At 71.4% G+C, this 22133-nt stretch carries 19 protein-coding genes; 10 read left to right on the top strand and 9 right to left on the bottom strand.

What is annotated here, in order from left to right:
- Positions 1–4: 4 nt before the first annotated feature.
- The 3 genes from Pen02_RS04355 to Pen02_RS04345 all read right to left on the bottom strand — a co-directional run bounded on the left by Pen02_RS04355 (position 5) and on the right by Pen02_RS04345 (position 3094).
- Complete coding sequence (locus Pen02_RS04355) at positions 5–808, bottom strand: DUF4097 family beta strand repeat-containing protein (RefSeq protein WP_203864576.1); 804 nt, start codon at positions 806–808, stop codon at positions 5–7.
- A gap of 211 nt (positions 809–1019) precedes the next feature.
- Complete coding sequence (locus Pen02_RS04350; protein ID WP_239140049.1) at positions 1020–2285, bottom strand: lysophospholipid acyltransferase family protein; 1266 nt, start codon at positions 2283–2285, stop codon at positions 1020–1022.
- The gene (locus Pen02_RS04345) at positions 2282–3094 is read right to left on the bottom strand and encodes a GNAT family N-acetyltransferase (RefSeq protein WP_203864575.1); all 813 of its coding nucleotides are present in this window, start codon (positions 3092–3094) and stop codon (positions 2282–2284) included. Before Pen02_RS04345 ends, Pen02_RS04350 begins: the two co-directional genes overlap by 4 nt.
- Before the next feature lie 313 nt (positions 3095–3407).
- Here Pen02_RS04345 and Pen02_RS04340 point away from each other — a divergent pair, with 313 nt between their 5' ends.
- The 4 genes from Pen02_RS04340 to Pen02_RS04325 all read left to right on the top strand — a co-directional run bounded on the left by Pen02_RS04340 (position 3408) and on the right by Pen02_RS04325 (position 9451).
- Positions 3408–4346, top strand: a complete 939-nt coding sequence (locus Pen02_RS04340) for an ABC transporter ATP-binding protein (protein ID WP_203864574.1) — start codon at positions 3408–3410, stop codon at positions 4344–4346.
- A complete protein-coding gene (locus tag Pen02_RS04335; protein ID WP_203864573.1) occupies positions 4343–5170 on the top strand; it encodes an ABC transporter permease in 828 nt (275 codons plus the stop codon). The genes Pen02_RS04340 and Pen02_RS04335 overlap by 4 nt, the downstream gene beginning before the upstream one ends.
- Positions 5171–5413: 243 nt before the next feature.
- Complete coding sequence (locus Pen02_RS04330) at positions 5414–9202, top strand: multifunctional oxoglutarate decarboxylase/oxoglutarate dehydrogenase thiamine pyrophosphate-binding subunit/dihydrolipoyllysine-residue succinyltransferase subunit (RefSeq protein ID WP_203864572.1); 3789 nt, start codon at positions 5414–5416, stop codon at positions 9200–9202.
- A 69-nt stretch (positions 9203–9271) separates the two neighbouring features.
- Positions 9272–9451, top strand: coding sequence for a DUF6104 family protein (locus Pen02_RS04325; RefSeq protein ID WP_203859024.1), 180 nt, complete (start codon positions 9272–9274; stop codon positions 9449–9451).
- A 70-nt stretch (positions 9452–9521) separates the two neighbouring features.
- Here Pen02_RS04325 and Pen02_RS04320 read toward each other — a convergent pair whose 3' ends face one another.
- Positions 9522–9692, bottom strand: coding sequence for a hypothetical protein (locus Pen02_RS04320; protein ID WP_203864571.1), 171 nt, complete (start codon positions 9690–9692; stop codon positions 9522–9524).
- A 166-nt stretch (positions 9693–9858) separates the two neighbouring features.
- Between Pen02_RS04320 and Pen02_RS04315 the strand changes: the two genes are divergently transcribed.
- The 3 genes from Pen02_RS04315 (at position 9859) to Pen02_RS04305 (ending at position 14320) form a co-directional block, all read left to right on the top strand.
- Positions 9859–12144, top strand: a complete 2286-nt coding sequence (locus Pen02_RS04315) for an MMPL family transporter (RefSeq protein ID WP_203864570.1) — start codon at positions 9859–9861, stop codon at positions 12142–12144.
- Positions 12145–12279: 135 nt separating this feature from the next.
- Positions 12280–13227: an alpha/beta hydrolase family protein gene (locus tag Pen02_RS04310; protein ID WP_239140047.1), complete on the top strand. Its 948-nt coding sequence runs from the start codon at positions 12280–12282 to the stop codon at positions 13225–13227.
- 91 nt (positions 13228–13318) lie between these two features.
- Positions 13319–14320: an alpha/beta hydrolase family protein gene (locus Pen02_RS04305; RefSeq protein WP_203864569.1), complete on the top strand. Its 1002-nt coding sequence runs from the start codon at positions 13319–13321 to the stop codon at positions 14318–14320.
- Positions 14321–14502: 182 nt separating this feature from the next.
- On the opposite strand, the gene Pen02_RS04300 is transcribed toward Pen02_RS04305, so the two are convergent.
- The 4 genes from Pen02_RS04300 to Pen02_RS04285 form a co-directional block, all read right to left on the bottom strand.
- Positions 14503–15771, bottom strand: a complete 1269-nt coding sequence (locus tag Pen02_RS04300) for an RAD23 family protein (protein ID WP_203864568.1) — start codon at positions 15769–15771, stop codon at positions 14503–14505.
- A 460-nt stretch (positions 15772–16231) separates the two neighbouring features.
- Complete coding sequence (locus tag Pen02_RS04295; RefSeq protein WP_203864567.1) at positions 16232–17194, bottom strand: zinc-binding dehydrogenase; 963 nt, start codon at positions 17192–17194, stop codon at positions 16232–16234.
- A gap of 160 nt (positions 17195–17354) precedes the next feature.
- Positions 17355–18581 (bottom strand): NAD(P)-dependent malic enzyme, encoded by a 1227-nt coding sequence (locus Pen02_RS04290; protein WP_203864566.1) that lies wholly within the window; start codon positions 18579–18581, stop codon positions 17355–17357.
- Between the two features lie 150 nt (positions 18582–18731).
- Complete coding sequence (locus tag Pen02_RS04285; protein WP_275413550.1) at positions 18732–19082, bottom strand: S24/S26 family peptidase; 351 nt, start codon at positions 19080–19082, stop codon at positions 18732–18734.
- 83 nt (positions 19083–19165) lie between these two features.
- Between Pen02_RS04285 and sodN the strand changes: the two genes are divergently transcribed.
- Complete coding sequence (gene sodN / locus Pen02_RS04280; RefSeq protein WP_203864565.1) at positions 19166–19573, top strand: superoxide dismutase, Ni; 408 nt, start codon at positions 19166–19168, stop codon at positions 19571–19573.
- A gap of 127 nt (positions 19574–19700) precedes the next feature.
- Positions 19701–20108 carry an ATP-binding protein gene (locus tag Pen02_RS04275; RefSeq protein WP_203864564.1) on the top strand — a complete coding sequence of 136 codons (408 nt, stop codon included), beginning with the start codon at positions 19701–19703 and terminating at the stop codon, positions 20106–20108.
- 263 nt (positions 20109–20371) lie between these two features.
- On the opposite strand, the gene Pen02_RS04270 is transcribed toward Pen02_RS04275, so the two are convergent.
- Positions 20372–20776: a hypothetical protein gene (locus tag Pen02_RS04270; RefSeq protein WP_203864563.1), complete on the bottom strand. Its 405-nt coding sequence runs from the start codon at positions 20774–20776 to the stop codon at positions 20372–20374.
- A 42-nt stretch (positions 20777–20818) separates the two neighbouring features.
- Between Pen02_RS04270 and Pen02_RS04265 the strand changes: the two genes are divergently transcribed.
- On the top strand, positions 20819–21769 hold the full coding sequence (locus Pen02_RS04265) for a diacylglycerol/lipid kinase family protein (protein WP_203864562.1): 951 nt from the start codon (positions 20819–20821) through the stop codon (positions 21767–21769).
- The last annotated feature ends 364 nt before the right edge of the window (positions 21770–22133 follow it).

Genomic DNA, 22133 nt, shown 5'->3' with positions numbered 1-22133 from the left:
GTCCTCACTCCACCACGGGCCGGGCCAGCAGCACGATGCTTCCGGACATCGTGGTCGCGCGGAGACTACCGCCACCGGCGCCGAGCGTTCCGCGGCGGTCGCTCGACCAGCTTGGCGTACTGCCGGCCGCCAACTGGGGGAAATCGGTGGTGATCCGCCCCGAGGTGGTGTGCAGGTGTATGTCGAGGTCGCTCTCCCCGGGTACCCGGACGGTCACGCTGCCCGAGGTCGCGCCGAGCTGGATGTCGCTGCTCCCCGGGCTGCCGAGGTCACAGGTGATCGCCCCGGAGACCGTGCTGGCCCGGACCCGTTCGGCGGTCCCGTCGGCCAGGATCAACTCACCGGAGACCGTCTCCATGGTCAGGTCGCCGGCGACCCCGAGCGCCTCCACCGGCCCGGAGACCAGCCGGGCCCTGGTCCGGCCGGCCAGCCCCATCAGGGTGACGTGACCGGCCGTGACGTCCACCTCGGTCGCCTCGGTCAGCCCGGACGCGACCACCGAGCCCTCGTGCAGGCGCAGGTCAACCCGGACCCGGGCCGGTACCCCGATCGAAATCTCGGGTCCGGCACGCAGCCCGATCCAGCGCAGCAGGAGGGTCCAGCTCCGGAACGTCCGGTGCCGGACGGTCAACCTGCCGTCCCGCTGTTCGACGACGAGGGGCCGCCGGTCGGTCCGGGTGATCTCTATCCGGGCCGGTCCGTCCGTGCCGACCACGTTGACCCGGCCGGAGTTGAGCCGGACGACGAGTTGGTCGACCGGTTCGGTGAGGGTCAGCCGGCGAGGCTCGTCCACCGTCCAGCTCGGCATGGCGACTCCCCTGGTGCTGGCCGCTCCGGCAGGCGAAGGCGCGGGCCGAAACGGCGGACGTGCGTCCGTTCACGATAACGCGATACATCGCGTTTCCGGAACGGCCCGCCCGGCCCGCCCGGCCAGGGCGCTCAGCCGTCAACTCCGGTGGTCAGGGCCGCCAACTCCAGCGGTACCTCGTCGGCGCGCTCAGCCGTCAACTCTGCGGTGGTCAGGCCGCCAACTCCAGTCGTACCTCGCTGGCCGGGCGAGCTGGCGTGGCCGGTGCATCGACCGCGCGTACCGCCGACTCGGCCGCCGAGGCGAGCCGACGCCGGTCCACCGGGCCGTCGAACCACGGCCCCTCCACGGCGGTCAGGGTCACCACCAGGCCGCGCAGGGCCAGCACCCGGCGTACCGAGGTGTAGAGGCTCTCCTCGGCCAGGAAGGCCGGTGCCGTGGTGTTCCCGGCCGGAGCCGCACCACCGGGCGTCGGCGAGCCCACCACGGGATCTCCGGTGCCGGCTGTTCCGGGTACGGGCCGCCGGGGCGCGGGGACGGGTCGTCGAGCTCCGGTCGGCTCGATGCGGTACCCCAGCCGTACCGGCACCACCGGGGCCGCCGCGTCGACGGCAGCCTGGAACATCGCCGGCCGGAACCGCACCACCGAGTCACAGTCCCCGGGTACGCCGCACCAGGTCGTACCCTCCGGGAACACCGCGACCACCCCGTCGGCGCGGAGCACCTCCGCCACCTCGGCCACGGTCTCCGGCAGCGTGCGCGGCCTGGTCCGGTCGATGAAGATCGTCCCGCCGAGCGCCGCCAGCGGTCCGATCAGCGGCCAGTCCCGCACCTCGTGCTTGGCCAGCATCCGGGCCGGCGTCACGGCGAGGATCGTGACCACGTCCAGCCAGGAGACGTGGTTGGCCACCAACAGCGCCCCGCGCTCCGGCGGCCGGCCCCGAACGTCGAGGCGGATCCCGCCGGCCCGCAGCACCGCCCGCGCCCAGGCCCGACCGGCGACCTGCCGGGCGGTCCGGGACAGCAGCGGAAGCACCGGCAGCAGCAGTACGCCGTAGAGCAGGGCGCCGACCAGCGCCACCAACCGGCCCAGTTGCCGGGACGCGGACGCCCTCGGCGTCTCGTCCGCCCCGGGCAGGCAGCCGGGCCCGCAGTTCGAGTGCGGACGCCACAGCGACCAGGCCGACGAAACCGGTCCGTCCCGGTCCGCGTCGACGGGCTCGGTGGCCGGCCCGGACCGGCCACCGAGCGTCGGCGTGACGACGGGTCCGGCCGTCGGTCCGGACGGCCGGTCGGCCGTTGAGGTGACGACAGGGCCGGCCGCCGGTCCGGACGGTCTGTCGACGGTCGAGGTGACGACAGGGCCGGCCGACGGGGTGACGACAGGGGCGGCTGCCGGGCTGGACGGTCGGTCGGCCGTCGGGGTGACGATGGGGCCGGCCGACGGTCCGTCGACCGTCGGGGTCCGGGTGTTCACCGGTCCGGACCGAGGAAGTGCCGGCGGTACCGGTCGGGCATCCGGTCCATCGAGAGCAGGACGTAGAAGTCGGCGACGTCGAACTCGGGGTCGTACGCCGGTTCCCCGCAGACCCAGGCACCCAGCCGCAGGTAGCCCCGGAGCAGCGGCGGCATCGCGACCCGGCCGCGCCGGGCGGCCGACGCTCCCGCCATCACGTCCGCCTCGGCCGCCGCCAGCGCCGCCGCGCCGGTCGGTTCGGCCAGCCAGGGACGGTGTGGCCGGACCCGCATCGGCGGCGGCGAGAGGTGCCGGCGCCGCACCTCCGCCCAGACCCCGACCGCGGTCTCCCCCGCGTCGTGCAGCGGCACGGAGGTGCAGCCGGCGAGCCAGCGCAGGCCGCGCAGGTGCAGGTAGCGGGCGATGCCCGCCCACATCAGGTTGATCACGGCACCGGACCGGTGCGCCGGGTCGACGCAGGACCGGCCGATCTCGACCACGTCGTCGCGGAGCGGCGCGAGGGGGCCGAGGTCGAACTCGCCCTCGGCGTACCGCCGGCCGGCTCGGGCGGCCTGGTCCGGCAGCAGCATCCGGTACGTGCCGACCACCGCCCCGGACCGGTCCTCCCGGACGATGAGGTGTTCGCAGTACGGGTCGAATTCGTCGATGTCGAGTCCGGTGACCGGCGTGTGGAGGTTCGCGCCGAACTCTTCGACGTACACGGTGTGCCGGAGGCGCTGTGCGGCGGCTACCTGCGCCGCGCTGTCGGCGATCAGCAGGGTGTATCCGCTGGTCCCGGTTTGTGCCGGGGCGGTGAGCAGAACGGCCATGGTCTCTGTGTAGGCCCCCGGGCTGCCCTGGACGTGTCGGCGGACGGCCGGTGGCGTGTCGATCCGGTGAACGGGATGTGGTACGGCCCGGCCCGCTCCGGCCGGTCGGCCGCGACGTCCCCCGCGTACGCGTCCGAGCTGGTAAATTTCGCCCCTCCTCCCGAGGCGGCGCGCGGCTCGTGCTGTAGGAGGACGGGCTCCTGCCCAGGTATGACGACCGGTTAGGCAATCATCACGATTGACCGCGCGCCCCACAATGTCGACGCTGGGTGACGGCGTGGCCGGTACGGCGGCGCTTCACGGAGGGAGAGAGATGTCCGACGGGCGGTTGAGCCCAACGGCCGGAAGTGGCCAGATAGTGGTCTCCGGTCTAACGAAGGTCTATCGCAATGTCCGGGCGGTCGACGATCTGTCGTTCACCGTCGAGCCGGGCCGGGTGACCGGTTTCCTGGGGCCGAACGGTGCCGGCAAGACGACCACGCTGCGGATGCTGCTCAACCTCGTCACGCCGACGGCGGGCAGCGCGACGATCGGCGGCGCCCGGTACGCGGACCTGTCGCAGCCGATCCGGCACGTCGGGGCGGTGCTGGAGGCGTCGAGCGCGCACAAGGGTCGTACCGGGATCAACCACCTGCGGGTGACCTGCGCCGCGGCCGGGCTGCCGAAGGAGCGGGCCGACGAGGCGCTGGCGCTGGTGGGGCTCTCGCCGGCCGCCAAGCGGAAGTTCAAGGGGTACTCGCTCGGCATGAAGCAGCGGCTCGGCATCGCCGCCGCCATGCTCGGCGACCCTCGGGTGCTGATCCTGGACGAGCCGGCGAACGGGCTCGACCCGGAGGGCATCCGGTGGATGCGTGGCTTCCTCAAGGCGCTCGCCGCCGAGGGGCGTACGGTGCTGGTCTCCAGCCACCTGCTCTCGGAGATGCAACTGCTCGCCGACGACGTGGTGATCATCGCGGCCGGCAAGCTGGTCCGGCAGGGCCGGGTGGACGACGTGGTCGGCTCGATGGCGCAGACCGGCCGGGTCCGGGTGCGTACCCCGCAGGTCGACGAGCTGACCGCCGCACTGACCGGCAACGGTGCCCAGGTGACCCCGGGCGAGGACGGCGTGCTGCTGGTGGAGGGCTCCGACGCCCCGTCGGTGGGCCGGGCCGCGCTGGCGGCAAAGGTCGAGCTGCACGAGCTCACCACCGAACGGCCGGACCTCGAAGGGGTCTTCCTGGAGCTGACGGCCGGAAAGGCGGGGATCCGATGAACCTGGTCCGGTCCGAGCTGCTGAAGATCCGTACCACCAACACCTGGTGGATCTTCGCCCTGATCACGCTGCCGCTGTGGGGCCTGACCCTGCTGATCAACTACTTCCAGTCCCAGGCCCTGCTCGACCCGGCCGCTGTCGGTGTGCCGGAGTCGGAGCAGAACGCCCAGTTCCAGGCCGCCGGGGAGCACGTCAACGTGGCGGCGAACCTCTACACCAACGGCCAGTTCTTCGGCGTGCTGATCGTGATGCTGCTGGGCGTACTGGTGGTCACCAACGAGTTCCAGCACCAGACGGCGACGACGACCTTCCTCACCACGCCGCACCGCACCGCCGTGGTGCTGGCGAAGCTGGTCGCCGCGGGCATCCTCGGGCTGCTCTTCTGGGTGGTGACCACCGGCCTCAACCTGGTGCTGGCCCCGCTCATCCTGAGCAGCCTGGACGTGGCGAGCCAGCTCGACCAGGGGGCGGTCTGGCAGGCGATCGGGCTGAACGGGCTGGCGTACCTGCTCTGGGCCGTCTTCGGCATCGGCTTCGGGGTGCTGATCCGCAGCCAGATCGGTGCCACCGTGACGGCGCTGCTGATCTACCTCGCCGGTTACATCGGGGCGATCATCGTGCTGGCGATCCTGGCCGACCGGTTCGGCGACTGGATCAACAACCTTCAGTTGATCGTGCCCTCGCTGGCCTCCCAGTTGATGGCCACCGGCACCGACCTGCCGGGCAGCCCGCCGCGCTGGGCGGGCGCGGTGGTGATGGTCGCGTACGCCGTGGTGACCGGGACCATCGGCACGTTGATCATGCGCAAGCGGGACGTCTCCTGACCTCCGGGTAGGAGTCGTCGCACGCGGGAAGACGGTCGGGGTGGGTACCCTGGCCGTCTTCTCCCGTTACCGGAACGGCCATCAACTCGCAAAACCTGTGAAACACGACACGGCCCCGATGCGACAATGCTGACGGTTACCGCACGGCGTAGCCTTGGACCCGTCTTTCGACGCAGCCCCCCGGACCGGGTGGGCAGGAGACCGCGTGACACACAACCCGCGTGAAAGAGGCGATTACCGGCCGTGTCGACCCAGCAGACTTCGCAGGAAAATCCACTGGCGGGGTTCGGCCCCAATGAGTGGATCGTCGAGGAGATGTACCAGCGTTTCCTCGCCGACCCCGCCAGCGTCGATCCAGCCTGGCACGACTTCTTCGCCGACTACCGGCCGACTGCCGGGCAGTCCGGCCCGGACGGCGGCAAGACCGGTGGCGCCACGGTGACCGGTGGCGCCGGAACGACCACCGAGCAGCCGGCGGCGACCCCGCCTCCGGCGTCGAAGACCGAGCCGAAGGCCGCCGCGAAGACCGAGGCGAAGCCGACCGCACCGGCCGGTGCCCCGCCGGCGGCCAAGCCCGCCACGGCGCCGGCCGACAAGGCCGCCGCCCCGGCGAAGCCGGCCGCGAACGCGCCGAAGGCCGCCGCCCCGGCTCCCGCCAAGGGCGGCGCGACCCAGCCCGCCGCCGGCGCCCAGCGCACCCCGCTGCGCGGCGTGGCCGCGCGGATCGTGCAGAACATGGACGCCTCGCTGTCGGTGCCGACCGCGACCAGCGTGCGCGCCGTACCGGCGAAGTTGCTGGTGGACAACCGGATCGTCATCAACAACCACCTCGCCCGGGGCCGGGGCGGGAAGGTCAGCTTCACCCACCTGATCGGCTGGGCCCTGATCAAGGCGCTGGCCGAGCACCCGGAGATGAACAACTCGTTCGCCGAGGTCGACGGCAAGCCGGCGCTGGTCAGGCCCGAGCACGTCAACCTCGGCATCGCGATCGACCTGGCCAAGCCGGACGGCTCGCGCACCCTGGTGGTGCCGTCGATCAAGGCCGGCGAGCAGATGGACTTCCGCCAGTTCTGGCAGGCGTACGAGGACATCGTCCGGCGGGCCCGGCGCAACGAGCTGACCATGGAGGACTACGGCGGCACCACGATCTCGCTGACCAACCCGGGCGGGATCGGCACGGTGCACTCCCAGCCGAGGCTGATGGTCGGCCAGGGCACCATCATCGGAGTCGGTGCGATGGAATACCCCGCGCCGTACCAGGGGATGTCCGAGGAGACCCTGGCCGAGCTGGCGGTCAGCAAGATCATCACGCTGACCAGCACGTACGACCACCGGATCATCCAGGGCGCGCAGTCCGGCGAGTTCCTCAAGACCATCCACGAGCTGGTCCTCGGCGAGCACGGCTTCTACGACGAGATCTTCACCTCGCTGCGCATCCCGTACGAGCCGGTGCGCTGGATGCGGGACGTGGCGGTCAGCTCCGAGGGGCAGATCGACAAGACCGCCCGGGTGATCGAGATCATCCACGCCTACCGGGTCCGTGGACACCTGATGGCGGACACCGATCCGCTGGAGTTCAAGATCCGTAAGCACCCGGACCTCGACGTACTCCAGCACGGTCTGACGCTGTGGGACCTGGACCGCACCTTCCCGGTCGGCGGCTTCGCCGGCAAGCAGAAGATGAAGCTGCGCGAGGTCCTCGGGGTGCTCCGGGACTCCTACTGCCGCCGGGTCGGCGTGGAGTACATGCACATCCAGGACCCGGAGGAGCGGCGCTGGATCCAGGAGCGGATCGAGCGGAAGTACACCAAGCCGGAGCCGGACGAGCAGAAGCACGTACTCAACCGGCTCAACGCCGCCGAGGCGTTCGAGACCTTCCTCCAGACCAAGTACGTCGGCCAGAAACGGTTCTCGCTGGAGGGCGGCGAGTCGCTGATCCCGCTGCTCGGCGAGGTACTGGAGTCGGCCGCCGAGAACGATCTCGACGAGGTCGTGATCGGGATGGCCCACCGGGGTCGGCTGAACGTGCTGGCCAACATCGTCGGCAAGCCGTACGAGAAGATCTTCTCGGAGTTCGAGGGGCACCTCGACCCGCGCTCGACGCAGGGCTCCGGCGACGTGAAATACCACCTCGGCCAGGCCGGCAAGTTCACCACGCCGGACGGCGAGCACTCGATCAAGGTGTCGGTGACCGCCAACCCGTCGCACCTGGAGGCGGTCGACCCGGTGCTGGAGGGGATCGTCCGGGCCAAGCAGGACCGGATCGACCTCAAGCTGGAGGGCTACACCGTGCTGCCGGTGGCGGTGCACGGCGACGCCGCGTTCGCCGGCCAGGGCGTGGTCGCCGAGACGCTGAACCTGTCGCAACTGCGCGGCTACCGCACCGGCGGCACCGTGCACGTCGTGGTCAACAACCAGGTCGGCTTCACCACCGCCCCGGAATACTCGCGCTCCAGCCTCTACAGCACCGACGTGGCCCGGATGATCCAGGCGCCGATCTTCCACGTGAACGGCGACGACCCGGAGGCCGTGGTCCGGGTGGCCCGGCTGGCCTTCGAATACCGCCAGGCGTTCAACAAGGACGTCGTGATCGACATGGTCTGCTACCGGCGGCGCGGGCACAACGAGGGCGACGACCCGGCCATGTCCAACCCGTTGATGTACAAGATCATCGACTCCAAGCGGTCGGTCCGGAAGCTCTACACCGAGGAGCTGATCGGGCGCGGCGACATCACCGTGGAGGACGCGGAGGAGCTGCTGCGCGACTTCCAGGCCCAGTTGGAGCGGGTCTTCAAGGCCACCCGGGACGCCGCCTCGTCGGCCCGGCCGGCCACCCGGCCCCGCCGGCAGGCCGAGCCCGAGCCGCAGGTGGAGACCGCGATGAGCGCGGAGGCGCTGCGCGCGGTCGGTACGGCGCACACCGCCCTGCCGGACGGCTTCACCCCGCACAAGCGGATCCAGCAGTTGCTGGACCGGCGGGCCAAGATGACCGAGTCCGGCAACATCGACTGGGGCCTCGGCGAGATCATCGCGTTCGGTGCCCTGCTCCAGGACGGGGTGACCGTCCGGCTGGCCGGTCAGGACTCCCGGCGCGGCACCTTCGTGCAGCGGCACGCCGTCATCGTGGACTCGCGTACCGGTGCCGAGCACACCCCGCTCGGCACGCTGGCCGGCGACCGGGCCCGGTTCTTCGTGCACGACTCGCTGCTCAGCGAGTACGCCGCGATGGGCTTCGAGTACGGCTACTCGGTGGAGAACACCGAGGCGCTGGTGCTCTGGGAGGCACAGTTCGGCGACTTCGCCAACGGCGCGCAGACCGTGGTCGACGAGTTCATCTCGTCCGGCGAGGTGAAGTGGGCCCAGCAGTCGTCGGTGACGCTGCTGCTGCCGCACGGCCACGAGGGCCAGGGCCCGGACCACACCTCGGGCCGGCCGGAGCGGTTCCTCCAGCTCTGCGCCGAGGACAACATGCGGATCGCCATCCCGAGCACCCCGGCGAACTACTTCCACCTGCTCCGCCGGCAGGGGCTCTCGCCGAAGCGCAAGCCGCTGGTGGTCTTCACCCCGAAGTCCCTGCTCCGGCACAAGCTCTGCGTGTCGAACGTCGAGGACTTCACCACCGGTACCTTCCAGCCGGTGCTGACCGACAACTCCGGGGTGGCGCCGGAGGCGGTCAAGCGGGTGCTGCTCTGCTCCGGCAAGGTCTACTACGACCTGCTCCAGGCCCGCAGCGAGCGCGGCATCACCGACACCGCGATCGTCCGGATGGAGCAGCTCTACCCGCTGCCGGTCGAGGAGGTCCGGGCGGCGCTGGCGCAGTACCCGAACGCCGAGGACTTCGCCTGGGTCCAGGAGGAGCCGGCGAACCAGGGCGCCTGGTCGTTCGTGGCGCTCAACCTGCTGGAGCACCTGGAGGGCGTACGGCTGCGCCGGATCTCCCGGCCGGCGGCGGCCGCTCCGGCGGTCGGCTCGGCGAAGATGCACGACGTCGAGCAGTCCGCGCTGATCGAGGCGGCGCTGCCCCGCCCCTGAAGTAGATGAGGAAGGGTCCCGCACACCACGGCGGGGCCCTTCCGCTCAGCACCGCCGAGAGAGGACGTCGTGTACTTCACCGACCGAGGCATCGAGGAACTGGTCGAGCGCCGGGGCACCGAGACGGTCACCCTGGAGTGGTTGGGCGCGCGACTGCGCGACTTCGTGGACCTGAACCCCGACTTCGAGACGCCGGTCGAACGGTTCGCGACCTGGCTCGCCCGGCTGGACGACGAGGACGACCTCTAGCGTCAGGCGGGCCACAGCCCCGACGCTGAGCCAGAGTCGGGGCTGTGGAGCCGGGACCGAAGCGGCGGCGTCAGCCGAGTGCGAACCAGCCGACCAACACGAGCACGACGACGGCCGCGACCGCGAGCGCGATGATCAGGGGTAGCTTGGACGGCCCTTCGGCGGTGGCCTGTTCGGGCGTGTGGGCGAAGGCCCGGAACGCCTCGGTGTTGCCGCTGGGGTCAGGGTGCTGGTCAGCCATGCCGAGCACCTTAGCGAACCTGACCAAGGTCGGGCCTCCCCTACCCTGACCGCAGCGAACCTGACCAAGGTCAGGCCTCCCCTACCCTGACCGCGTGGTCGGCCCTACCCCGGACCTGGGTGCCCGCCGGATCGATCCCGGCCGGTGCGGCTCATAGCGTCGGGGCATGACCACGTCGACCACTCTGCCGCCGCCGGTGACCGGCCCCGACGCCGGTCCGGCGACCTCCCCGAAGAGCAATCTGGCCGCGAGAATCGCGGGTTGGAGCGCCCGGCACCGACGCGCCGCCGTACTCGGCTGGCTGCTGTTCGTGGTCGCCGCGACCGTACTCGGTTCGGCGATCGGCACCGTCGAGGCGAAGAACAGCGAGTACGGGCACGGCGACTCGCGCCGGGCGGACGAGATCATCGCCGCTGCCGGTTTCCCCGACCGGGCCACCGAGATGGTGCTGATCGAGAGCGACAGCCTGGTCGCGGACGATTCCGCCTTCCGGGCCGCGGTCACCGCCACCACCACCGCCGTCGAGCGCACCGGTCGGGTGGAGAACGTCCGCTCCGGCGCGGTCTCGGCGGACCGGCACGCGCAACTCGTCACCTTCGACCTGGCCGGGCCGGCCGAGGACGCCGACGAGCGGGTCGGCCCGGTACGCGACGCGGTCGCCGCCGTACAACGGGACCACCCCGGGTTGTACGTGGCGCAGACCGGCGGCGCCAGCATCGGCGAGGCCATCGGCAAGACGCTCGACGCCGACATGCACCGGCTGTCGATGCTCTCCATTCCGGTGACCCTGGGCATCCTGATCGTGGCGTTCGGGGCGCTGCTCGCCGCCGTACTGCCGATGGGGCTGGCGCTGACCGCGTTCCTCGGCTCGCTCGGGCTGCTCGCCGTGGCCAGCCGGTTCGCCCCGGCGGTCGACACCACCATGCACCTGATGCTGCTGATGGGCCTCGCGGTCGGGGTGGACTACTGCCTGTTCTACCTGCGGCGGGAGCGGGAGGAACGGGACCGGGGCGCCGATCCGGAGCGGGCGCTGGCGATCGCGGCGGCCACCTCCGGCCGGTCGGTGCTGATCTCGGCGCTGACCGTGATCATCGCGATGTCGGGGATGTTCCTGACCCAGGACGCCACCTTCATCAGCCTGGCCACCGGCACGATCCTGGTGGTCGCCACCGCCGCCGTCGGGTCGCTCACCGTGCTGCCGGCGGTGCTGAGCAAGCTCGGTGACCGGATCGACCTGGGTAGGGTGCCGGGGCTGTACCGGCGGCAGTCGAGCGGCCGGTTCTGGCGGACGATCATGAACGCGGTGCTGCGCCGGCCCCGGTTCTCCGCCGTGCTGGCCGGCGCGCTCCTGCTGGTCCTGGCCCTGCCGCTGCTCGGCATGCGAACCGCCGAGGAGGACATCACGGCGCTGAAGAACCCGGCACCGGCGCTGAGCGCCTTCGTCCGGGTGCAGCAGGCGTTCCCGGGCGGCGCCGAGCCGGCCGTGGTGGCGATCAGGGCCGACGACGTCACCACCCCGGCGCTGACCGCCGCGATCGACGAACTGCGGACCAGGGCGGTGGCCACCGGGCAACTGCACGAGCCGGTCACGGTCGAGGTCAACCCGGACAGGACGGTCGCGGTGGTCCGGGTGGGACTCTCCGGCTCCGGCGTCGACGCCACCTCCGAGCAGGCGGTACGCACGCTGCGCGAACAAATCGTCCCGCGCACCGTGCAGGGCGTGGACGGTGCCGAGGTACGGGTGACCGGCCTGGCCGCCGACTCGGTCGACTTCAACGCGGCGCTGGGCCGCAGCGTGCCGCTGGTCTTCGGGTTCGTGCTGGGGCTGGCGTTCCTGCTGATGCTGGTGTCGTTCCGGTCCCTGGTGGTGGCGGTGACCGCGATCGTGCTCAACCTGCTCTCGGTGGCCGCCGCGTACGGGCTGCTGGTGCTGGTCTTCCAGCACGGCTGGGGCGAGACGCTGCTCGACTTCGAGTCGGTCGGCTCGGTCACCAACTGGGTACCGTTGTTCCTCTTCGTGATCCTGTTCGGGTTGTCGATGGACTACCACGTCTTCATCCTCAGCCGGATCCGCGAGGGCCACGACCGGGGCTGGCCGAACAAGCTGGCGGTCTCCCGGGGCATCCGGGGTACGGCCGGCGTGATCACCAGCGCCGCCGTGGTGATGGTCGCGGTCTTCGCGCTCTTCACCACCGGCACGGTGGTGTCGATGAAGGAACTCGGCTTCGGTCTCGCGGTCGCGGTGCTGATCGACGCGACCATCGTCCGGGCGGTGCTGCTGCCCTCGGTGATGGTGCTGCTCGGACACCGGAACTGGTACCTGCCCCGGTGGCTGGGCTGGCTGCCCCGGCTCTCCCACGGCGAGCCGCCGGCCGGCGAGCTGACGGATGGCGGGCTGCCGGCCGGCGCGCCGTACCGGGGTGAGCCGGTCGGGACCGGGCCGACGTACTGAGACGACGTACCCGGGGGACGGGTTGCCGGGCAACCCGAATCGGGGGCGGACGGCGGGACAAACCGTCCGGGTGGCCGCCGTACGAGGACCGGAAAGCTGGCCTCGTACGGCGTTCCACCGTCTAGCGTCGATGTTGTGCGCGTGAACCCCAAGGTGTCGGGGCTGTTCGTCCTGTTGCTGCCGATCGCGCTCACCGCCAGCGGGTGGGTGGTCGCCGCTCCGGCTCCCGCGGCACCGCCCGGTTCAGCCCCGGATCGGACGTACGCGGTCGGCGTGCGTACGCTCGATCTCGGTCGCGGCACCACCCGCCCGCTTCCGGTCACCGTCTGGTATCCGGCCCGGGGAGAACCGACCGGCACCGCCGCCGGTGGTCCGGGCACACCGCTGCGGGACGCACCGGTCGCGGCCGGCCGGTTTCCGATCGTGCTGTTCAGCCACGGCCTGCACAGCCTGCCCGAGCTGCACGCCCCGTTGACCACCCGGTGGGCGTCCGCCGGCTTCGTGGTCGCCGCACCGGCCTATCCGCACACCAAGCGCGCGGCGCGGCGGTTCGACCGGGGCGACATCCGCCGCCAGCCGGGTGACGCGTGGCGGGTGATCCGGCACCTCACCGAGCTGGACGAGGTCTCCGGCGACCGGTTCGCCGGCCATCTGGCGGTGACCCGGATCGCCGCCGTCGGGCATTCCGCCGGTGGTTACACCACGGCGGGGCTGTTCGCGCCGGGGCACTCGGAGTGGCTGCGCGGCGGAATCGTGCTCGGCGGTGCCGGGATGCCCGGGTCCAGTTTCGGCGGGCCACCGGCGCCGCTGCTCTTCGTACACGGCGACGCCGACCGGGTCGTGTCGGTGGCCCGGGGGCGGGACGCCTACCGGCGGGTGCCCTGGCCCAAGGCCTTCCTGACGGTACGCGGCCAGGGGCACGGCGAGTACCTCATCCCGGGCCGGCGCGGCTTCCCGCAGACGCTGGCCGCGACGACGGACTTCCTGCGCTGGACGCTCTACGGCGACGCCCGGGCCCGGCGTGCCCTGCCGGCCGGCGCCGCCGCCCCGGGAATCACCGCCCTCACCGACCGGCTCGGCTGACCCACTCCGGTCTGTTCGCGGCCACCGAGGGTCTCGGCACAGGCGGCCGGACCAGGACCGGTACGTTCGCCGGCGAGGCACAATCGATCTCATGCGCCGACATCCCCTCCGTGCCGCACTGGCCGGTGCGACCGTCGCGGCGGCCCTGGCCGGCGCCCTGGTCGGCTGCTCCGCCGAGCCCGACCGCCCGGTCGCCGAACGGCCCGCTCCGACGGGAAGTCCCACCCCGACCACCGGCAGCTCCGCCGGGGCCGGCCCGATCCCGGCCGGCAGCGCGCCGAGCCGCCGGTTCGCGGTCGGGGTGCGGGAGGTGACCTACAACCGGGGCGGGGACCGCCGGCTGCCGGTGACCGTCTGGTACCCGGCGCAGGGGTCTCCGGGCGGCTCGCCGGACCGGAATGCCCCGGTCGCCGCCGGCCGGTTCCCGGTGGTGCTGTTCAGTCACGGCCTGACCGGCCGCCCGTCGGACTACCGGGGACTGCTGGTGCGCTGGTCAGCGGCGGGCTTCGTGGTGGTGGCGCCGAGCTATCCGCACACCAGCCGGGGCGCCGCCGAGTTCCAGGTGCTCGACGTGGTCAACCAGCCGGCCGACGCGTCGTACGTGCTGACCCGGGTGCTGGCCCTGGACGGCCGGGCCGGCGACCCGTTCCGGGGCCACCTGGCCGTCGACCGGGTCGCGGCGGCCGGGCACTCGGCCGGCGGTGTCACCACCATCGGGCTGTTCACGGCCGGCCGGGACCCCCGGCTCGACGCCGGGATCGTGCTCGCCGGTACGGCCCTCGGGGTGGGTACCGCGTTCAGTGGGCCGGCCGCGCCCCAGCTCTTCGTGCACGGGCAGCTCGACGACGTGGTGTCGTACCGGGCCGGCAAGGCGGCGTACGACCGGGTCCCGTGGCCCAAGGCGATGCTGACGCTGCCGAAGGGCGACCACGTCGGCGCCCTGCTCGGCAACGACGAGGGGGCCCTCGACGTCGTGGCCGACACCACCGTCGAGTTCCTCCGCTGGAGCCTGTACGGCGACGACCGGGCCCTGCGGCGGCTGCCGAACCAGGCGACCCGGGGCGGCCTGGCCACCCTCGACGACCGGCTCTGAACGGCGGCCCTGCCGACCGGCTCGGGGTGACGTCGCTCGTCGGCACGGGGTCGCAGGGCCGTTGCGGGACCGCGCGCGACCGGCGGCAGCCGGATCTGGACGGCGGTTTCGAGCCGGACCGGATCAGGACAGCCGAGCGCGGCCGGTCCTGGCCCGACCGGCCGCGCCCCCGAGGGGTGGGGTTACCCCACCACCGGCTTGCGGTTGTCCGCGAAGAGGTTGCTCGACCTGTCCCAGGTGATACCGCGCTGGTCCGGCCGGGCGATCACGCCGTATCTGTAATTACGCCCGAAGACGTTGCCACTCAGCCGGATGTTGTTGGCGTTCAGGTCGGTACGGATTCCGATGGAATAGTTTCCGCCGTTGCAGTAATTGCCCTCGAAGAGCAGATTCGAGACGATCGGCCCGGTGGTGGAGCCGATCATGAGGCAGGCGTTGAACGGATCCCTGGTGACCGGGTTGTACGCCTCCAGCGTGTTGCCCCGGACCACGATATTCGACGCGCCGGTGGTCTGGAGGGTGTCGTTGTGCGAGCCCGGTCCCCGGGTCAGGTGGTGGATCCACGAATCCTCGACCACCACGTCGCTGCCGAGCCGTGGTCCGTCGATCACGTTGCTGATGTCGACCCGGCGCAACGTGTATTCGCCGCAGCAGACCGCCGCCGAGTTCTTTCCCAAGCCGTTGATCTCGACATCCTCGACCAGCAGGTTCACCGCGTTGATCGTGCGGATCGAGTAGATACCGCCGCAGGTGATCCGGGACTTCCGGATTACGACGTTCTTGGCGAGGACGGTCACGCAGCCGTTGATGTTCAGGCCGCTGAACACCTGACCGTCCTGGGTCGCCTTGATCGAGCCCGAGGCCCGCAACGTGGTGCCGGCCGGTACGCCGGTGTCGTCCGGGCCGGGGAAGGAGGACGGTGCCCGGGTGGTCGGCGCCTTCGTCGAGGTCGCGCCGGCCGCCGGGGTCGGCCGGGCCGGCGTCGGCCGGCTACCGGGCGTCGACCTGGTGGGCTCGGGGGTCGGCTTCGGCTCGGCGGCCGGCGGCAGGTCGCCGGCGGCAACCGGCTTGCCGTTCCAGGTCGACATGATGATCGTCGCCGGGGCCTCCGGAGAGTGTAGGAATCCGTTCTTGCAGCCCACGACGCGTACCTTGCGGGCGGTGTAGTTGCCGAACACCACACCATTCGTCCCGGGTCGGGTGCAGGAAATCCTGGTGTTCTCGATCAACGCGCCGGAAAAACCATCGAAAATCCGTACGGTGTGCGCTCCGCCGTACTTGATCGTGCTATTCCTGATCGTTACGTTGTCCGCCTTGATGTGCACGTACCCGTCGATCTTGCGACCGTCGAGTACGGCCCCGTTCCGGGTTATGGTCATCGACCCGTCGCCACTGCTGGCGACCGCCACACCGATTCCGGCGAGAATGATCCCCAGCGTCGCCGAACCCACCACCAGGGATCGTGGCGTACGCCAGCCGCGCCCACGGGCACGACGGGATGGTGGCCTTTGTCGATTATGCTGACCCGCCACAGAGAAACTCATCAAGATCCGACTCCTTCGTCGTACAGATCGTCCGCGATCAGCGGGGCGGAACGGGACGACTGTACCCGCCGGTCCCAACCGGACGGAGACGTGAAGGAAAGGGCGGAAACGTAACCTTTATTTTTCCTAAAGTCAGGCTTTACCCCGACTTTCCCACGCATTGTCGGTGACTTATCCTGCCCCGCTGCCCGTTTTGAACCCGGGCAGGATGTCCGGATTTTCAAATCCTGTCACCGCGCGTGTTCGAGCCGTGAACACCGCAGTTCACGCCCGGGACCGGACCGGCGGGACACCGGATCGCCGGACGCCGGACCGGTAGACACCGAACCGGCGGACACCGGGTAGGCGGACGCGGTGCGGTCCGGCGCTACGCGGTGTGGTCCAGCACCACCTTGCCGAAGACCTCTCCGGAGAGCAGTCGGGCGAACGCCGGCCGGACCTCCGAGAACGGGTAGCTGCTGTCGATCACCGGCCGGATCCCCCGCTGCACGCAGAGTCCGAGCAGCTCGGCCAGTTCCGCCGGGGTACCCATGGTCGAGCCCAGGATCTCCAGTTGCATGGCGAAGACCCGACGGAGGTTCACCGGCGGCTCGTACCCGGCGGTCGCGCCGGAGACGACGATCCGGGCGCCCGGTGCGGCCGACTTCAGCGAGTGGTCGAAGGTCGCGGCACCGACGGTCTCGATCACCACGTCGACCCGCTCCGGCAGCCGGGCTCCCGGCTCCACCGCCGTCGCGCCCAGCCCGGTGATCCGGTCCCGCTTGCCCGGGTCGCGGCTGGTCGCGTACACCCGCTTGCCCAGCGCCACCGCGAGCACCACGGCGGCGGTCGCCACGCCGCCACCGGCCCCCTGCACCAGCACCGACTCTCCCGCCTCCACCCTGCCCCGGGTGGTCAGCATCCGGTACGCGGTCAGCCAGGCGGTCGGCAGGCAGGCGACCTCGGCGAAGGTGAGCCCGGGCGGCTTCGGCACCAGGTTGGCGCGCGGCACCGCCACCCGCTCGGCGAGCGTGCCGGGATGCCGTTCGGAGAGCAGCGACAGCCCCCGGGGATCGGCCGGGTCCGGAACCACCGGATAGACCACGACCTCGTTGCCGTCCGGGTCCACGCCCGCGGCGTCGCAGCCGAGGATCATCGGCAGCCGGTCGGCGGCCAGCCCGACCCCGCGCAACGACCAGACGTCGTGATGGTTGAGCGAACTCGCCCGGACCTGCACCGTTACCCAGTCCGGCTCCGGATGGGCCGGCTCGGGTCGATCCCCGACGACCAGCGCGGCCAGCGGATCGTCGGCATCGAACATCGAGGCGTAGGCGGCACGCATGATCGACACGTTACACCGGGCCGTAACCGGTCGCCCGCCGTCGGCGGCCCGGCCGCCACCAGCCCGCCCGTCGTCGGCGACTCAGCAGCCGTCCGCCGTCACCGCCCGACGCTGGGCCGGGTGAGCCGGGCCAGCCCGGATGTCGTCGGCGTCGGGTCGGAGTGCCCGGTCAGGCGCGGGCGACACCGTCCCGACGGGCCGCCTCGGCCACCGCCTCGGCGACCGCCGGCGCGACCCGGGGGTCGAGCGGCGACGGCACGATCGCGTCGACCCGGAGCTGCCCGCCCCCGGCACCGGCCGGCTGCGCGCCGTCCGACCAGGCCGCCTCCACGGCGACCGCCGCGATCGCGTCCGCGGCGGCCACCTTCATGCCCTCGGTGATCCGGGTCGCCCGGGCCGACAGCGCGCCCCGGAAGATGCCGGGGAAGGCGAGCACGTTGTTGATCTGGTTGGGGTAGTCGCTGCGGCCGGTCGCCACCACCGCCGCGTACCGGGCGGCCACCTCGGGGTGTACCTCCGGGGTGGGGTTGGCCAGCGCGAAGACGGCACCGCCGGGCGCCATCCCGGCGACCGCGTCCTCCGGGATCTGTCCACCCGAGACGCCGATCAGCACGTCGGCGTCGCGCAGCGCCTCGGTGATCCCGCCGACCCGGCCGGCGGCGTTGGTCAGCTCGACCAGCTCGGTCTTGGAGGCGGTCAGGTCCGGCCGGTCGCGGTGCAGGATGCCCCGGGAGTCGCAGACCACCACCTCCGCCGGGTTGACGCCCCCCGCCGCCAGCATCTTGGTCACCGCGACGCCGGCCGCACCGGCACCGCTGACCACCACCCGGAGGTCACCGAGCTTGCGGTTGAGCAGCGTGGCGGCGTTACGCAGCGCGGCGAGCACCACGACGGCGGTGCCGTGCTGGTCGTCGTGGAAGACCGGGATCGGCAGCGCCTCGTCCAGCCGGCGCTCGATCTCGAAGCACCGGGGCGCGCTGATGTCCTCCAGGTTGATGCCGCCGAACGACGGGGCCAGCGCGGTCACCACCGCGACGATCTCGTCGACGTCCTGGGTGTCCAGACAGACCGGTACGGCGTCCACCCCACCGAACTGCTTGAAGAGCACCGCCTTGCCCTCCATCACCGGCATCGCCGCACGCGGGCCAATGTTGCCCAGCCCGAGCACGGCCGAGCCGTCGGTGACCACCGCCACGGTGCGCGAGACCCAGGTGTAGTCGTCGACCAGGGCCGGGTCGGCGGCGATCGCCTCGCAGACCCGGGCCACCCCCGGGGTGTACGCGAGGGACAGGTCCTCCCGCGTGGCCAGCGGCACGGTCGAGGCGACCGTCAGCTTGCCGCCCCGGTGCAACTCGAAGGCGGGATCGGACGGGTCCACGACGGCAGCGGATGACATGGTGACTCCAAGGGATACGCGACGTTGCATTCCATTCGAGAGCGGCCGGCGCTGGACGCGAGATCGGCGATCGCCGGCAGCGGTGCGGGGGTCACCCGGGTATGGACTACAGAGCATAGTGGCGACGGGGATCGTTACTGCCCCGCAGGGTCATACCGAACGGTAGTCGAACCACTTCGGGCGGGGCCAGTAGCGGGCCACGACCCGACCGAGGACGTCGGCCACGCCGTACATCCGGGAGTCGTCGGTCACCAGCGCGTTGTCGCCGTGCAGTTCCCAGCCGCCGTCGACGGGGCGTACCGCGCGCTTGACCACGAGCAGGTCCGGCCGGGTCCGGAAGAGACCGACCACCAGGTCACCGGCGCGGATGGCGCGACCGCCGCGCCGGACCAGCAACGCGTCGCCGTGCCGCAGGGTGGGCACCATCGACGGACCGACCACGAGTACGGCGAAGACGGGTCCACCGGGTCGGCCACCCCTGCCGGATGGGGCGTTGGACACCGAGTTTCACCTCCGCCCCTTCGGGGACATATCGCAGGAGTACTGTCATCCTGGATCATCACAGACGTGCCTTGGAGGATCCCATGCGACTTCCACGCATCCTTACACCACGCACCCTCGCGTACGCCCACTGCGACCTGCCCTGCGGTGTCTACGACCCCGCGCAGGCCCGCATCGAGGCTGAGTCGATCAAGGCGATCGACGAGAAGTACGCGGCGAACACCGACCCCGAGTTCCGTACCCGGGCGCTGATCATCAAGGAGCAGCGTTCCGAGCTGGTCAAGCACCACCTGTGGGTGCTCTGGACCGACTATTTCAAGCCCCCGCACTTCGAGAAGTACCCGCAGCTCCACCAGCTCTTCAACGAGGCCACCAAGCTCGCCGGTGGCGGTGGCGGCACCAAGGCCACCACCGACGGGTCCAAGGCCGACGAGCTGCTGCAGAAGATCGACGAGATCGCGAAGATCTTCTGGGAGACCAAGCAGGCATGAGTCCTGCCCGTCCCCGCCGGCCCCGGTCCGGCAGGGACGCTGTCGCCGACGTGCCGGCCGGATCACGGATCCGGTCGGCACGTCGGTGCGACGGGCCGGTAGAGTCCGGGACGGGGGGACAGGACTGGTGACTTCGCTGACCACACCGCCGACGACCGGCGACGACGTCGTCCTGCTCACCGTGCCCGCCGACGGTGGTTACCTCGGTGTGCTGCGGACGGCGACCGCCGGCCTCGCCGCACGCCTGCACTTCGCCCTCGACGAGATCGAGGATCTGCGGATCGCCGTCGACGAGGCCTGCGCCATGCTGCTGGCCATCGCGACCCGGGACGCCGAACTGGACTGCCGGTTCGCGGTTACCGACGACGCGCTGACCGTCGAGGTCTCCGTCACCACCACCCGGGGCGCACGACTGCCGGCCGAGTCGTCGTTCGCCTGGAAGGTGCTGACCGCGCTGACCACCTCGGCCACGGCGACCGCCACCGGCGACCGGGCCACCATCGTCCTGCTCACCCGGCGCGCCGCCGAGGTCTGAGCCGCCGGTGCGCCGCTGAGGTCTGAACCCTCCGGCGACAGCCGTCGAGCCAACCGACAGCCGTCGAGCCGACCGTGGCCTCCGGCGCCGTCGAGTCGCCTTGTCGCTCGCCGGCCCGCGTCAGAACCAGTCGAAGCCCGCGGATCGGTGGGCCGCTACAGCCGTCAGGTCATCCACGCGCACCCTCCGGGCCGGCGGCCGCGTCACTCACCATTCCGCTTGCGCGCTACAGCCGTCCGGTCAGCCTCGCGCACCGGCAGCCGTCAGGCCGCCCGTTCGGTGTCGAAGCCGAGCGCCCGGTTGGTCGCCGTACTGATCAGCAGGCCGACGACCAGCAGACCGAGTGCGATCAGCGGCCCGCCCAGCCAGGCCAGCCCGCCGACGATCATGTAGTAGCCGACCGGCAGCAGCATGAGCTGCAACACGATGGCCGGGGCACGGGCCGCCGAGCGGCGTCGGCCGAGTGCGGTGCCGATCGCCCAGAGCAGCACCGCGCCGCCCGCCGCGAAGACGGTGACCAGGAGTGCGGAGAGCAGATCGGTCGCGGTCGCGGTGAACAGTTCGTAGACCAGGAAGAGCGTCAGCAGGGCCAGCCCGATCCCCTCGGCGCGGAGCAGCCACACCGCCCAGCGCAGTGGGCCGGGTGCCGGTTCGGGGTCCGTTGTCACGGCCGCCACGATACCCCGGTGGCTCGCGGTACAGTGCCGCCCATGCGGGCCATCCTGGTGGTCAATCCCAAGGCCACCACCACGACGGGCCGGGGCCGGGACGTACTCCTCCGCGCGCTCCGCAGCGAGGTGGATCTCACCGTGGAGTACACCCGGCGCCGGGGACACGCGGTCGCGCTGGCTCGGACGGCCGCCCGGCAGGGCGTCGACCTGGTGGTCACCCTCGGCGGCGACGGCACCGTCAACGAGGTGGTCAACGGGCTGATGACCGCCGGTCCGTCGGGCGGCGTCGGGGATCGACCGCCGGCCGAACGGCTGCCCGCGCTCGCGGCCGTGCCGGGCGGGTCGACAAACGTGTTCGCCCGGGCGCTGGGTCTGCCCCGGGAGTGGCCGGAGGCGACCAGCATGATCCTCGAGGCGCTCCGGGTGGGGCGGGCCCGCACCATCGGCCTCGGGCTCGCCGACGACCGGTACTTCACCTTCTGCGCCGGGCTGGGCATGGACGCGGCGGTGATCCATCGGGTGGAGCGGGCCCGCCGCCGGGGCCGGGTCTCCACGCCGAGCCTGTACCTGCGGTCGATCGTCAGCCAGTACCTCGTGGGCGCCGAGCGGCGGCATCCGGCGATCCGTCTGGAGCGGCCGGGCGAGACCACCGACGGTGAGCTGGCCACGGTGGTCATCCAGAACACCGCGCCGTGGACGTACGTCGGGGACCGCGAGGTCAACCCGAACCCGGACGCCTCGTTCGACCTGGGTCTGGACGTACTCGCGCTACGCCGGCTACGGGTGCAGAGCACCACCAGGATGGTCAGCCAGAGTCTGTCCCGGCGGCCGGACCCCCGCGGCCGGCAGATCCTGCGGTTACACGACCTCGACGAGTTCACCCTGGTCGCCGAGCAGCCGCAGGCGTTCCAACTGGACGGCGACTACCTGGGTGAGCGGAACAAAGTCCGATTCACGTCCGTCCCGGCCGCACTGCGAGTAATCTGCTGAGCCTGGGGTACAGCGAGCGGTAGCGAACCTCTACAGCATCTCGTGAGGGCGGTGCCGGAAATGCCAGCAATGTCGGCCGGACTGTACTATATTGATTCTCGGCTGTGGCGCACCGGGTGTCGACGAGAGTGGAAATCCGGACATATGGGCCGTGACCTGTCTCACCTGCCCAGAGTTTTTCCGGGCGCTACCCTTGACATCGCGGGAGTTCGTGAAAGTATTCACAAGCGAACTTGAGTTACCGGGACATTGCGTGAGCGCGTTCGACAACGATCGACGCCACGTGGGTCCCACAACACAAAGCCTGCTCTCGCGCTGTCGAACGGACGGGGCTGCACACCGTCGCGATCGGCACCGCGGACGC

The sequence above is a fragment of the Plantactinospora endophytica genome, assembly GCF_016862915.1.
Classification (GTDB): domain Bacteria; phylum Actinomycetota; class Actinomycetes; order Mycobacteriales; family Micromonosporaceae; genus Plantactinospora; species Plantactinospora endophytica.
This window is presented reverse-complemented; position numbering and strand designations above follow the sequence as displayed.